Below are 13,823 nucleotides of genomic sequence, written 5' to 3' on the forward strand. Positions count from 1 at the left end.
GGACGCGTTATGGGTCAGGCTCTTCAGCTCACCGGCGGCGGCACGGCGGTTGCCAGATCGAGGCGGGCAAAGCCCGTCGACGAGTAGGTCGCGCCGTCCCTCGCCACCGAGATGGTGAACCGCACGGCAGCAGGCAGACGCCGTGGAGCGGACCAGCTCGCCGACCATGACGGGACTTTGGCCGAGGCGTCGAGATATTCGAACCTTACCGCGCTGACGCCGGCGATCAGCAGCACCGGTTGGCCTCCAGTCGATTTGGCGGCATCGCTGCCGCGTCGGATTTTCTGCACGATGGTCAGGTCACTTCCAAGCGAAACGGCGACCTCGCGCAAGGCTGAGGATTTGAAGCCGATGGCCTGAACGGCGTTGAACTCGATGCGCGCGCCGGTGCCGCTGAGATAAAGCACCATGTCGGGCGTCGACTGCGACAACGGCAGCGGCTCGGCGCTGCCGATCGCCGTTTCGAGAAACCGCGCCGCGGCATCGACCTCCATCTGCATCTCGGTCGTCTTCTGGATCCGCATCATGGTCCGCGCCTGTCCGAGAAAGACGATCATCAGCGCGGAGATCACGCCGATCATCGCCAGTCCGACCAGCACGTCGATCAGCGCGAAGCCTTCGACCGATGCCGATGATTTGGGGCGCCGGTCGGTCCCGAATATTTGCTTGAGAACACGCTGCCCGGATGGCCGGCCCCCACGACGCGCATGGGCTTGGACCAGCCGCCGGATCATTGCCGATCCTTCGCGGGCACGAAGGTCAGGAACGGCTGGCCGGCGCCGTTACTCCTGCCAATGACGACGGCAACCATCTTCGTCTTCGACACCACGATCGGGCGCGTCTGCAACTGCCAGCCGGATCGCCTGCTGTCCGTTCCGGCCTCGTACTCCGACAGCATGATGCGCGCGGCCCTCGCCGCTTCGATCTGCGCCTTGGCGATGGCGATGCTGCGGCTGGCCAGCACGATCGACTGGCTGGCGATGCCGAGCACCAGCGCCAGGATCGTCATGGCGACGATCATTTCCAGGATCGAAAACCCGTCTTCGGACGAAGGCTCTGTCACGGCAATGCCCGCCATGTCGGAAGTCCGGTCAGCCAGTTGACCGCAATGCGCGCGGTCCGCGCCTTTTGCTGCAGCGAAATATCCATGCCCGACGCGCTGCCGTCGGGCAGGAAAGTCAGCACCGTTTGCCGTCCGGCGACGACGGTCTCCTGGCCGGTAACGACCGTCAGTTTGACGTCATCCGGCAATGCGAAAACATCGCGCTCGCCAAAGCGAATGGTGCGGGCGCCGAGATCGACGAGGACCTCTCTCGGCCGCGCGGTGGCAATGGCCGAGGTGCGCGACAGGCGCAGCCGCATGGTGATCTCGCCGGCCAGCGTCTCCAGGCTCTTGCTGCGGTAGTGGCTGACCAGCCCGGGTGCGGCGATGGCCGCCATGAGCGCCATGATCGCCAGCACCACCAGCATTTCGACCAGGGTGAATCCGGCCTCCGCCTGCTGGCTGGCTTTCGCGGCGGCGGCGGTCATTGCAGCGCCAGATCGTTGATCGAGAGGATCGTGGTCATCACCGAAATGACCAGGCTGCCGACGAGGAAGCCAAGCGAAATCGTCAGCGCCGGCGTCAGCAGCTTCAGCACCGTGTCGATCCGCCGCGTCAGCGTCAGCTGCAGCATTTTCGCGGCGCGATCCAGCACCACCGGCAGCGCGTTCGCCTCTTCGCCGAGCGACACCAGCGACATCGTCGCATGATCGAAAATCCCCGCCTTGACGACCGCGCCGTGCAGGCGGGCGCCGTTGGCGACATTGTCCTCGATCGAGGCAAAGCTTGCTGCCAGCGAGCTCTGCCTCGACACATTGGCGGCGAGCCCAAGCGCCTCGGTCATCGCCACGCCATTGCCGAGCAGCAAGGCCAGCGTTTCAAGGTAGCGCGCGATGACGGCATCCCTGACCAGCGCGCCGATCAGCGGTATCTTCAACACCGCGTGCGAGAACTGTTTTCTGGCGCCGGCAGAGCGAGACAGCACGAGATAGGACAAAAGGCCGAGCACTGCCGCCAGCGGGAAGACGAAGGGGTAGTCGCGGAACACCGTGCCGAAGACCGACAGCATCTTCATGGTGAACGGCTTGGGCGCGGATGAGCCCTCGAAGATCGGCTCCAGCGCCGGCACCAGCACGGTCGCCAGAATGACCAGCGCCCCGCTCATCACCGAAAGCAGAAAGGCCGGATAGGCCAGTGCCTCGCCGATTGCCGCGCGGCGCTTGGCGGTGGCCTCGAACGTGTCGGCCAGCCGCTGGCAGATATAGGCCATCTTGCCGCTGCGCTCACCGCTGGCGAGAAGTGCCGCGACATCGGAGGTGATGCCCGGCAGGGCGGCAAAGGCCTCGGCGATCGGCCGCCCGCCCGTGGTGAGATCGAGCACCGATTGCAGCTGCTGGCGCCGTTGGCGGTTCGCCTCGCCGGCGATGACCGCGCCGAGGGCGCGGTCGACGGTGAAGCCGGCGTTGAGCAGCACCGACAGCTCGGAAAACAGCCGGCTGAGATCGACCTTCCGGGTAAAGGTCAGCGCGCTTCGCCCCGGCAGGCGCAACTGCGGTCTGTCGCTGCTTACCGGGGCGAGGTGATAGGAACGGCGCCCTTGCTGCGCCAGCTTGCGGGCGGCCTCCTGCTTGGTCGAGGCATCGAGGACGCCGCTCTCCGTGCTGCCGTCGACGAGATAGGCGCGATAGGCAAAGGCCGGCATCAGCCATCCCCCGCGAGATCGATGACGCGGCGGACCTCGTCCATCGTGGTAACCCCGGAGCGGGCAAGCGCTGTGGCATGGATCGACATCGGCACCAGATCGTCTTGCGCGGCTATGCGGCCGATCTCCATTTCGCCGGCGCCCTGGTCGATCAGTTCGGCAATGCGCGGCGAAACCTGCAGCATTTCGTAGGTCACCGTGCGGCCGCTATAGCCCGAGCCATTGCAGGTGCGGCAGGGCGAACCGGGCGGCTCAACGCCGTGGCAGGCCGGACAGACATGGCGCAGCAGCCGCTGCGCGATGACGCCGCGGATCGTCGCGCCCAGCAGGTAACCATCGATGCCCATGTCGCGCAGCCGTGTCAACGCGCCCGCCGCGCTGTTGGTGTGCAGCGTCGAGAACACCAGATGCCCGGTCAGTGCTGCCTGCACCGCGACCTGCGCCGTCTCGCGGTCGCGGATTTCGCCGAGCAGGATGATGTCGGGGTCCTGGCGCAGGATCGACCGCAGGGCCGCGGCAAAGTCGAGGTCGATCGCCGGATTGACCTGCAGCTGGGTGATCCCGGCCATGCGGTATTCCACCGGATCCTCGACGGTGAAGATCTTGACGTCGGGCCGCGACCGTTCGGCAAGGATCGAATAGAGCGTCGTCGTCTTGCCGCTGCCGGTCGGCCCGGTGACCAGCACGATGCCGTTGGCCGATTGCGACATGGAGCGGATCTTGGCTTGCGCGGCGCTGTCGAAGCCGAGCTTCTCCAGCTTCAGCTCGACCCCGGCGCGGTCGAGAATGCGCAGCACGATGGCTTCGCCATGGATGGACGGGATGACCGAGACGCGCAGGTCGATATCCCTGCCGCGCACGGCAATGCGCATGCGCCCGTCCTGCGGCAGGCGGCGCTCGGCAATGTTGAGCCGCGACAGGATTTTGATCCGCGTTGAGATGCCCGACAGCATCGCAATCGAGGCGGTGTCGACGGTGGACAGCATGCCGTCATGGCGGAAGCGGATGCGGACATGATCCTCGAGCGGCTCGATGTGAATGTCGGTGGCCCTGGCATCGACCGCCTTGTGGATGGTCTCGGCGACGAAGCGCACGATGGGCGCCTCGCGGGCGAAATCCTTCAGCCGCTCGAGATCGTCAGGACCGAAATCCATGATCTCGCCGGCACTGCCGCCATTCGACGCCGCCGCCAGGGCCGACTGCTCGACACGGTCGATGCATTCGGCGATCACGCGCCTCGGCAGAATGCGCAGCGCCAGCGTCCGCTCATAGTGGAAGGCAAGCGCATCGATGGTTGCCGACGAGAACGGATCGGCGACGGCGACAACCAGCCGCTCGGCGTCCATCTGCAAGGGCAGGATGGCGTTCTCGCGGAGATAGGCGAGCGGCACGCCGGCCAACATTTCGGCGCTGATCTGCTCGGGGACATCCACCGGCGTCGGCGCTTCAAGGTAACTGCTGAGGCTGTTGGCAAGCTCCTGCTCGCCGATCAGCCCGAGTTCGGTCATCACCGTATCGAACGGATGGCCGGATGTTCGCGACGCCCCCAAGGCGCGCTGCGCGGCATGCGCGGTCAGTACCTTCTCGCCTTCGAGAAAGGTGAGGAACGCCTCGATCCCCTTGGCCTGGGCGGAAGCGTTCATACGCTCAACCTCGCCAGCAATTGCGCGGCTTCAGTGCCGAACAGCATCTCACAGCCGGCAGTGGCCGTGGACGGTGGCAGTGCGGCGGCGGAGCCGGCCGGGCTACGCGAGACGCGCGAGAATGGCGACGAGTTGGCTTGGGATTTTTCGACGATGAAGCCGGCCTCGCCCGTAATGCCGGAGCCATCCCGGCTTACAACAATTTCAACCGTGTAGGCCGATACATCGGTCGCACCCGCAACGACCGATGCGTTGGGGCCGCCGACGAGAACAGCGCGCAGCCGGCGCGGCGCCCGATCGGAGCTGACCGTGCCGCGCTTGGAGTTGACGGTGAAAATCCCCTGCAGGTTGCGCAGCGGGATTTGCGCAAGTGCTGAAAACTCCTGCAACTCGGATACGGATTCGAACGGCGCCTCTTTGTCCTCGGGCGGGCCCACCGGGCTTCTTGCCTGCGGCAGGCCGGCGAACAATTTGGCGCTGTCGCGAAACCGCATCGCAGCCTTTGCCAGTTCGCCCGCCATCTGTTGCTCGAAACCGAGCGCGGCGAAGCCCAGCCCCAGCAGGCGGTCGTCGGCGGCGTTGAGATCGATCAGCCCGGCGTGATCCTGGACGCGCAGGACAAAGCTGTATTGTCCCGACCGGCACGCGGCCGGCGTGGAATCCAGCGGCAGCTTTTCAGTGACCTGGTCGCCGGTCAATTCGCTCGCCACCACATTGCCGAGACCCTCGGCAAGCAGCGACAGGCGCTCCTGCTCCAGCTCGTTGTTGGCAATCATCAGCCGCGTCCTGGCGGTGACCGCGAAGGGAACGACGATGGCCGAAACGATCAGCATGAACACCAGCACCGCGACCAGCGAAAAGCCGGCGCTGGTGCTATCTGCGTCTATGGCTGGGAGAGCTTTGCGTTTTAAGAATACCCCTACCCTTGGCCCCTTCCCGCAAGGGGAAGCAGGACAATCGCATATGGCGTTCCCCCACTCCGTCTCGGCTTCGCCGAGCCACCTCTCCCCCACATTCGTGGGGGAAGAGGAAATGCCAATCGCCGAGGTCGCGGCCTTGAAACGCTTGGGTTTCCTCTCCCCCATGGACATGGGGGGTCCGAAGGACGGGCGAGACCCGTGGCTCGCCCCGGCAAGATGGCCGCGCAGCGGACGGAGTGGGGGACTGGCACCACCAAATGCGATTGCCCTGCCTTTACTCTCAGCAAACATGCGCGCGCTCATAGTTCCGGCTCAGGTGGCGGCGGTGGCGGGGCTGGCGCTGGCGGCGGCGCCGGTAGCGGGTTCTGCCATGACGGATGCAGCGGGATGCGCGCCACCTTGCCGTCGCGCTCCAGCACGGCCTGGTCCTTGTCGATCGTCGAGACCGTCCAGCCATCGACGGTCTCGCCACTGGCATACCAGAGCGCTTCATCCTTGCCGGCGACGCGCAGCAGCGCCTTTCCCGCCCCGCCCTGAATGCTGATGCCCAGCAGCGATGGCGCGGCCACCGGCGCGACGTCCATCGGCGGAGGCGCCTGTTCGACGGGCGCCACGGCAACCTCCACCGGCAGCGGTGCTGGCGGCGGCGGCACGATTTTCCGCCGCGACGGCGTGAACAGCGGCCGCTGGAACGTCTCGCTGAAATCGCCGGCTTCGGGAAATTGCAGCGCACCCGTCGCCGAAGCCGGGCCGCCATCATGGCCCTTGCCGGACGCGATCGGCGTGGTGTCGACCGGTGTGTTGTAGAGCGCGACATTGATGAGGGCGAGAACCGCGATACCTCCAGCAATCGCCAGGCCCGCGAATTTCCCGCTCATGGCTTGACCCCGCCTGGCGGGGTTTGTGTCTGCAGCGGGCCGTAAAACAGGATCTCGGCAGACAGCTCTGGGTCGCCCATCCGTCCCGCGGCAGGGCTGACATCGGTGGTGCGCAGCGTCGCCTCGCGGATAAACAGCACCGGCAGCGAGGTCTCCAAGGCGAGCACGGCGTTGTGGATGCCTTCCAGCGGCCCCGACAGATTGACCCGCAACCCGATGAAATCGACGCCGCCTTCGCTGAGCACAGGGGCGTTGCCGGCCGACAGCACGCTGACCCCATTGGCGGCAGCGATGGCGTTCAGCCGCTTCCGCAGCCCGCCGCGAATCATCGCTTCGCTTTCGCCGGTGAGGAATTCGGGATTGGCCGCTACCACCGGGCTGGCCTCGCCGTCGAGGCGCTTGGCAAGGGCTGCCACGTTTTGCAGCTGGCCGAGCAGTTCGCGCTTTTCCTCGATCCCGGCCCGCGCCGAAGCGACGCTGTCGAACGCCGCGAACACCAGCCAGGCACAGAGACACGCCGCCACCACTGCCAGCGCCAGCGCGATCAGGCGGCGCAGCGGCGGGCTGGTGTTGAGGATGGCGGAGAGCATCGTCAGAGCGCTCCGATCTTTGCCGAAATGGTGAAATGTTCGCCGTCCTGTCCGGGCACCTTGACCACGGGCGAGGCGAATTCGGGCGCCGAAAACAGCGGCGAGGCATCGATCGGCTGGATCAGTTCGGCCGCCGAAGTGGCAAAGCCGGTGATAACAAGATCGTCGCCCTTGGCCGAGAGATCGGTGAGCCAGGCCGTGTCGGGAAGCAGATGCGTGAGTTCGGCCCAGACCCGCACCAGCGACGCCGTGGTCTTCTTTTCCTGGCGGATTTTCTCGACCCGCTCGATGCCGGCTTGGCGCTTCTGCAGCGAGGCGCGTGCCGTCTTGGCCAGCACCTGCGCATCGGCAATCTCGGCGTCAAGTTCGCCGTCGGCCTGCCAGATCAGCCAATGCGCGTGGGCAAAGGTGATGAGCAGGGCTGCGGCCAGCGCCGAACAGGCCGCGATCCAGGTGCTGCGCCTGCGCCGGTCGCGCGCCGTCGGCGGCCAGATGCTGGCCAGGCTGAGCGGATCGGCGCGCAGCGTCTCTTCGGGCCGCGAAAGCGACAGGCTGCGCACCGAGCCGCCGGCGCGGCGCACCGCGTCCAGCACCGGGGCAAGAGTCTTGCCCTTGACGACATGGTAGGAACTGTCCTGCCCGGCAGGCCTGGCCCCGGCATCCCTGGCAAACACGACATGCACCTGTGCCGGATCGAGCGGCGTCGCGGCCATAAGGTCGAGCTCGGCCATGTCGCGCGCCTGCCGAACCGGAAGTCGCCGCGGCGCCAGCTGCCGGGTCAGGAACAGGCCGGGCTGGATGACAATATCGAAACGCGGCCGCCTGACGCGGCGCCCGCCCTGCAGCAACGCCAGGATCTCGTCCGACGAGGCTGTCAGTGCCAGCGGGATCGACTGGAACTCAGGGGCGCCGGCCTCGCGCACACGAATGCCGTCATCCGCCAGGCTGACGATCCAGTCGCCGCTAGGGGCTTGCCTCTGCTTAGGCGAAAGCCGAGCCCAACCCCCCCGCAGCTCCTCGAGCCACCAGTCCCGGAAATCCAGACATTGCGCGCCAAGTCCCGCCACGACCCACCCCACCCCGGCTGATTCTAAGCCGAGGGTTTTCAGGCTGAGGTTACAGGGGCTGGTGTGACGGGGATATCAGCGAAGGCGCGGGGAGCGGATTAGCCACAGCTTTTGTTATTTGGTTTGAGCTGACACGGTCCGGCATCAGCCACCAGGCCCAGATGCCGACATCTGTGACGCGGCAAGGCTCGACTAGCAGGGTCTTGTAGAGCGCACGGCCCCTTACCGCGCTGCGTGATGCGGCGGAACGACAATGCGAGCAAGGAGGAGCATGCGGTCAATCTATACGCAGCTCAGCCAAGGGCAGGGTAAAATATGCATTGTTGCTGTAATTACTGCTATTCGAAGAGGAAGATTCCAGCGAAAGAATCCTTCATTTGGAATCACTGAGCGCAAATATTACTGCCTCACCTAGGCCATCGTCGGTCTCGCGCAATGTCTGACTTTTATCCTCTAGTGGCGTAAAGCCAATTTTGCTTCCGCGGTTCTGTGTAGGAACAAGCCTAATGATGCCACCATCTTGACTGATGTTGACGCATCTAGCAGTTTTGGCAAAGGCGCTGAAGGATTTCACGCCAAGAGATTCGGCAAACTCTTTATTCAACTTAGGCCAGTCCTCTTGCCGAGGATGAGGAACGCCATCTTTAGATAGATGGAGACAGTTCAAAACGGCCTTCCTTATTTCAGCGACCTCATTCTTTTGAATGACTAGAGTTGGGCGCTCCTCAATCCACAATCCCATAATTGTCTTCGACTGACCAAAGATAAAAAGCTTCCCATTCCGCTCGTAGGCCGTTGCAGATTTCAAGCTGTACTCCTCCTATTGTCATGGAAATGTGGAAACGCTCACAGCAACACCTCGCGATGCCCCATATCGCATAGCTTCGCTAATAGCTGCCTGCTGTGCCGCATTACCGCTATTGGGCACAGCAACCTGCAACGCTCGTTCAGATATTTGTGCCGAGTTGATTGTCCGGCCAGCGTAGGTCGCACCATTGAACGCTTTGACCTTGTCCACATATCCTTTCAGTACTTGACTTAGCGTACTAGCATTTTGGTATGTCTTCGCGTTGAGGTCTACGCTCTTGATGCTCGTGACAGTGCCGCCCGCAATTTTGTCGACCACCGGGTAACTGTCAGGCAAATTTTGCCCGAGCGCCTTCTCAATCGCCTTTCCCCGGGGCGCCGGACCAAGAGACCAAACGCTTTCCACAGCTTTGGGAGCGACTACACTCGGGGCAGCAGCAATTGCTCGTGCGCCGGATACCCACCCAACGCTTTCAAGCACTGACATGGCATCCATCGCCATCAGTTCGGGTGTCGTCTTGCCAACACGCGCGCGGCTCTGGCGTGAAAATTTGTCCCAATCTGGCGCTACATTGTAAGGATCACCTTCTTCTCTCGCCTTTTGTGCCTCAGTATCCGCATGATCAGCGTTTGAAGAGTTTGTCGCATCTCGATCCTCAGATTTCGAGAACCAGTCGCCGAACATATGTCCATTTGGGTCGCTCTTGTTCACGGGATCATTTCGAGCATAGGCATATCGGTTCGTCCCAACGCCGGGCAGTGTCGGGTCCCAGTCATCCGGCGAGATGAACCGCCCCAGCACCGGATCCATGTAGCGTGCATTGAGATAGAGCAGCCCGGTCTCGGGGTCGAAGCGCTCGCCGATATAGCTTTTCTGCGTCTTGAAGCCGGTGTTGAGCTGCTCGCCATAGGTGGCGTAGTTGGTGTACTCGACAATGGCGCCCGACATGTCGGTGACATTGCGCACCGAGGCCAGGTGCTCGCGGTGCAGGAAGTATTTGGTCGTGCCGACTACCTTGATGTCTGGGTGGGGATAGCGGGTGTAGATCTCCGCACCCGGCGTCGCCGGATTGATCTCGACGGAAGCGTCGGGATAGAGCGTGGTGGCGAAGGTTGAAGCCTTCTTTACCCGCGCACCATCTGGGCCATAGAACAGCGAGACACTGTTGGAGGCCCGCGTGACGGTCTTCAGCCGGTTGGCTTCATCCCAGGTCAGCGTTCGAGTGCCGTCGGAGGTTAGATTGCCATTGGCGTCATAGGCCATGGCATTGGCGCCGACGGATGTTGGCGCATGCGGACGTGCCGCGTTCCCGGCGGGATAGACATAGCTCCCGGCAACGCGCGTGCGCGAGATCATGTTGTCGTTTGCGGCATAGACGAAGGTTTCGTCCAGCGTGTTGTCGCCGGCATTGTCGGCCGAAATCAACCGGTCGGCATTGTCGTAGCCATAGGTCCAACTGGCCGAGCCTGCAGGGTCGATGCCGATGATGCTGGTGATGCGGCCGATGGCGTCACGCACGTACTGACGATCCATCAGAATGGTGGCATCCTTGGCGGTGGTTATTCTCGTGAGCCAGTGTCGGGTCGGCGAATAGGCGAAGGAGGTCTTCACGCCGTTGGCGTAGGTGATCTCTTTGGTCTGGCCATCGGCCTCGTAGACCGTCGAGGTGATGAAACCGGGAGCGGAGACGAGCCTGTTGCCGGCGCTGTATTGCAGCGGTGCGGCTGACGTGCCGAAGTCGAGCTGCACCGGCAGATATTGCGTCGCCAGTGTTTGCCCCGACGCATCGCGTACGCTGGTCGTGGTGTGGGTCAGCGTGCCGATGGTGGTATCCTGCCGCGCCGGCTTGCTGAAGCCGTCATATTTGTACGCTTGCGTGGCCGCCGGATTGGTCGAGGCAGTCAGCTGGCCGATGTTGTAGAAGCCGGCAGCCGCCTGGTCGTAGCTGTTCTGCATCTGCGTCACCGCACTGCCACCCGGCGCCGTCGCCGTCTTCAGCGTCAGCCGGTCCATCTGGTCATAGCTCAGCGTGGTGACCGTGTCTCTGGCATCAGTCTGGCTGACCAGCCGGTTGGCGGCATCGTAGACGTAGGACCATGTGCCGAGATCGGGATCGGACGCCGTCAGCCGGTTGCCGACCATGTCGTAGGTGTATGTCCAGTTTGAACCACCGGGATCGGTCACACCGATCAAACGGCCGAGCCTGTCGTAGTTGCGGGCCTCCATCAGGCCGAGACCCAAAGTGTCGCGATAGACAGCCACAACATCGCCCCGTGCCGAACTGACCGTTGTGCTTTTATGGCCGAGTTCGTCGGTCAGCGTTGTTCCCCACAGCCGCGGCGGGAGGGTTTCGGCGGTGGCGAGATAGGGTAGGTAGCTGCGCTGGCTGGCATCCGGATTGACCGTCAGCAGCAACCGGTCGGCCCAGTCATAGCTGTTGGTGGTCCACTGCGCGGCCTCGCCGACAAATCTAGGGAAGGCGCTGCGCAGGACATTGCCGCGAAGATCGTAGTCGGTCTCGGCAATGCGCCTGGCGCCGGCCGCTGTCTCTCCGGGAGTCTCTACCCGATAGACCCGGCCGAGCCCGTCATAATACGAGCGGATAAAATCCTCACCGGCGCCATTGGGCAGCGGCGTGTACTTGACCAGCGCCTGAGTTGCCGGATTGCCCTCGTTCTCGAAGCGGATCTTGGCATAGGCGCCGGTGACGCTCTGCGAGACCTGGTAGAGCCGGCAGAACGGATCGTAGGTGAAGATTTTGACGAGACCATTGGGGTCGGTCTTCGTCGCCAGCAGCCCGCAGGTGGCGTTGTATGTGGCTGTCGAGACAAAGCGCGTGTCTGCTGGTTGCCCGCCCGTGGCAAAATACTTCGGCGCCCGCTCGGTTACGGGATAGACGTGATAGGTCGCGTCATAGTCCCACTCGGTCTTGTGGCCGAGCGCGTTGATGGCGGAGATCTTGTTGCCATAGGCATCGTAGGCGAAGACCTGATAGGAATATTTCTGCGGCGTCGAGTAGACATCGGCATAATCGATCGACCAGGTCAGATTGCCCTTGGTCGGCGGCGCACTGTTGTCGCCATGCTGGTTGTCATAGAAAAACGCCTTGTAGCTGATGAACGGGAATGTCTCGTCAAGACCCGCCTGTACCGTCTGGATGCGCGGTAGCGACACGATATAGGCCGACGTGTTGGGCGCAAACCACCGCCCGGTCCGGGTCTCGTCGCCACTGACATCGGTGCGGCCGTAGTCGTCCTGCAAGAAGATGTTGTTGTAGGCATCGAACCAGCGTTGGACCCGCAAGGTGCGGCTGATGTTCTCGGTCAGCGTCGTGTCGGTGACCGTGTTTTGCACCGTGTAGGGTTTTGCCGTGGTGTTGACGACATAGGTCTCGGCCACCTGCTTATGGACCGTACCAGCGCCATCCTTCCACACCGTCAGTGACGGCAGGCCATAGCTTGCGAGATCCTGGCGGAAGGTGGTCTCGATCTTCGACGGCGCCGTCTCGCCATTGGCCAGCGGCTTTGTCTCGACGATCGAGGCAAAGCTCAGGAACTTGCGCGCCGCCGGATCGTATTTGCCGCCGGAATAGGCGTAAGCGCTCACCGCCGTCTGGCCACGGCCATCGCTGACCGACAGCTTGGTCACCGCATGCACGACCTGCGGCAGGTAATTGTTCACCCAGGTCGAGGACGGCGAATACTCCACCGCCACCTTGCCGCCAAGTTCCGTCACGATCTGCTTCAGCAGGTTCGGATTGCCCGTGCCGGCATTCGAGATGAACATGCTGTTGTAGTTGGTGAAGTCTGGCAGCCCGTCGCCGTTAAAGTCGCCGATGACTGTGCCGACGTTCGCTGTCGTAGGCATAGTGAATTGCACCGGCGTCATCGCCGTCGAGGACGGCTGCAGCGAGTAAATCTTGATAGGGCCGATCGACAGAGGCCAGGGTGGCGGCGCCGACTGGTTGCTGCCGGCTGTGATGACATCCATGCGGCCATCATTGTCGAAGTCGCGAAGGACAGCGGAGGCACCAGAGACCGAGGATATCGAATAGCTTTTGAAGCCAACGCCGGTCGACAGCCAAATCGCAGGGCTGGCATTACGACCGTAGCGGAAGACATCCGTTGCCCCATCGCCATTGATATCGGCAAAAACGCATGTGCCGGAGGTCTCAGATTCCTGTGCCGGGCAACTGATGCTGAAGGATGGTCCACTCTTCTGCCAAACGCCGTTCGACAGCGCTCCTTTTCTCGCCGTCCCGCCGCTACCCCAAAAGAGTGGTTGCTGCCGGCCGCTACCGAGAAAATCGCCGACGCCTATTGCTGGTGTAGACCAGTTGCCAGCGACAGCATTGACAACGTCGATGCCGTTGCCGCCTGCATCGGCAACGAGTGATGCCCCTGGCGGTGATAATCCCCCCGGCCCAACGTTTGGAAGACCATCACACACCGCCTGATAACCGGTTGGAGTACAGGGTATCTTTGACAGACCCAGAGAAGCATCAGCCTTGATGATTGATTTGGTGGCCGTATAGGTAATCCGACCGGTTGCACCGTCTACATAGTTCTGAATGGACGTATCTGCGAAATCCGTAGAACTCTTAGTCGCCAAGAAGTGACCAGCTTCTGATGAATACTCAGGGGGATCTGGATCACTGTTAGGGTTAGCTAACGTGTCTAAAAGCAGGGACACGGTTCCGGCCGGATCGCCGCTCGAACTGAATTTGTATATGTACTTGGTCCGCTCTAGAGCTGGGCAAGGACCTTGATTGTGCGTGCAGGTGTCCACGTTCCTGATGGCGTCGCCAAAGATCTCATCTCGACCGTCTGCATCCAAATCCCCAACCTGCCTCGGCGAAGACACACCTCCACCCGCAAATGAGGGCGCTGCCACCGACCCATAGACCCCATCGGTGTTCTGATAGGTCATCTGGCCGAGCACCTTCGAGGTGCCACCGGAGATGGCGCCGTCTGTGGCGACGCTGGCGTCCGTGCCGTAACGCGTGACGGCGGTCAGCCGTGAGGTGTTGGAAAACGGCGCCTGATCGTAAGTCAGCTTGTAGGCACCCCGCAGCATACCTGAGACCGTGACGCCGATCGTCTTGATGCGCTTGTCGGTGACGGAGATGTCGCGGCCATTGCCCATCAGGATCAGGTCGGGACGCGTCTCGTAG

At 62.9% G+C, this 13,823-nt stretch carries 11 protein-coding genes; all 11 read right to left on the reverse strand.

Annotated features, from left to right (window positions below):
• Positions 1 to 23: 23 nt before the first annotated feature.
• Positions 24 to 734, reverse strand: a complete 711-nt coding sequence (locus NKI05_RS15840) for a type II secretion system protein GspJ (RefSeq protein WP_023687882.1) — start codon at positions 732 to 734, stop codon at positions 24 to 26.
• Positions 731 to 1,078 carry a PulJ/GspJ family protein gene (locus NKI05_RS15845; protein ID WP_023687881.1) on the reverse strand — a complete coding sequence of 116 codons (348 nt, stop codon included), beginning with the start codon at positions 1,076 to 1,078 and terminating at the stop codon, positions 731 to 733. Before NKI05_RS15845 ends, NKI05_RS15840 begins: the two co-directional genes overlap by 4 nt.
• Positions 1,060 to 1,530, reverse strand: coding sequence for a prepilin-type N-terminal cleavage/methylation domain-containing protein (locus NKI05_RS15850; RefSeq protein ID WP_023687880.1), 471 nt, complete (start codon positions 1,528 to 1,530; stop codon positions 1,060 to 1,062). The genes NKI05_RS15845 and NKI05_RS15850 overlap by 19 nt, the downstream gene beginning before the upstream one ends.
• Complete coding sequence (locus NKI05_RS15855) at positions 1,527 to 2,744, reverse strand: type II secretion system F family protein (RefSeq protein WP_023804874.1); 1,218 nt, start codon at positions 2,742 to 2,744, stop codon at positions 1,527 to 1,529. Before NKI05_RS15855 ends, NKI05_RS15850 begins: the two co-directional genes overlap by 4 nt.
• Entirely contained in the window at positions 2,744 to 4,387 is a 1,644-nt protein-coding gene (locus NKI05_RS15860) for a GspE/PulE family protein (RefSeq protein ID WP_352668254.1), read from the reverse strand. The genes NKI05_RS15855 and NKI05_RS15860 overlap by 1 nt, the downstream gene beginning before the upstream one ends.
• Positions 4,384 to 5,610 (reverse strand): general secretion pathway protein GspK, encoded by a 1,227-nt coding sequence (locus NKI05_RS15865; protein WP_245261916.1) that lies wholly within the window; start codon positions 5,608 to 5,610, stop codon positions 4,384 to 4,386. Before NKI05_RS15865 ends, NKI05_RS15860 begins: the two co-directional genes overlap by 4 nt.
• Complete coding sequence (locus NKI05_RS15870) at positions 5,607 to 6,185, reverse strand: hypothetical protein (RefSeq protein WP_023815868.1); 579 nt, start codon at positions 6,183 to 6,185, stop codon at positions 5,607 to 5,609. The genes NKI05_RS15865 and NKI05_RS15870 overlap by 4 nt, the downstream gene beginning before the upstream one ends.
• Complete coding sequence (gene gspM, locus NKI05_RS15875) at positions 6,182 to 6,775, reverse strand: type II secretion system protein GspM (RefSeq protein ID WP_023815869.1); 594 nt, start codon at positions 6,773 to 6,775, stop codon at positions 6,182 to 6,184. The genes NKI05_RS15870 and gspM overlap by 4 nt, the downstream gene beginning before the upstream one ends.
• 2 nt (positions 6,776 to 6,777) lie before the next feature.
• On the reverse strand, positions 6,778 to 7,842 hold the full coding sequence (locus NKI05_RS15880) for a PilN domain-containing protein (protein ID WP_031205606.1): 1,065 nt from the start codon (positions 7,840 to 7,842) through the stop codon (positions 6,778 to 6,780).
• Between the two features lie 373 nt (positions 7,843 to 8,215).
• Complete coding sequence (locus NKI05_RS15885) at positions 8,216 to 8,650, reverse strand: contact-dependent growth inhibition system immunity protein (RefSeq protein ID WP_023815871.1); 435 nt, start codon at positions 8,648 to 8,650, stop codon at positions 8,216 to 8,218.
• Between the two features lie 18 nt (positions 8,651 to 8,668).
• A complete protein-coding gene (locus NKI05_RS15890) occupies positions 8,669 to 13,795 on the reverse strand; it encodes an endonuclease toxin domain-containing protein (protein WP_352792628.1) in 5,127 nt (1,708 codons plus the stop codon).
• Between the last annotated feature and the right edge of the window lie 28 nt (positions 13,796 to 13,823).

The organism is Mesorhizobium sp. M0771 (assembly GCF_040320155.1).
Taxonomy (GTDB): domain Bacteria; phylum Pseudomonadota; class Alphaproteobacteria; order Rhizobiales; family Rhizobiaceae; genus Mesorhizobium.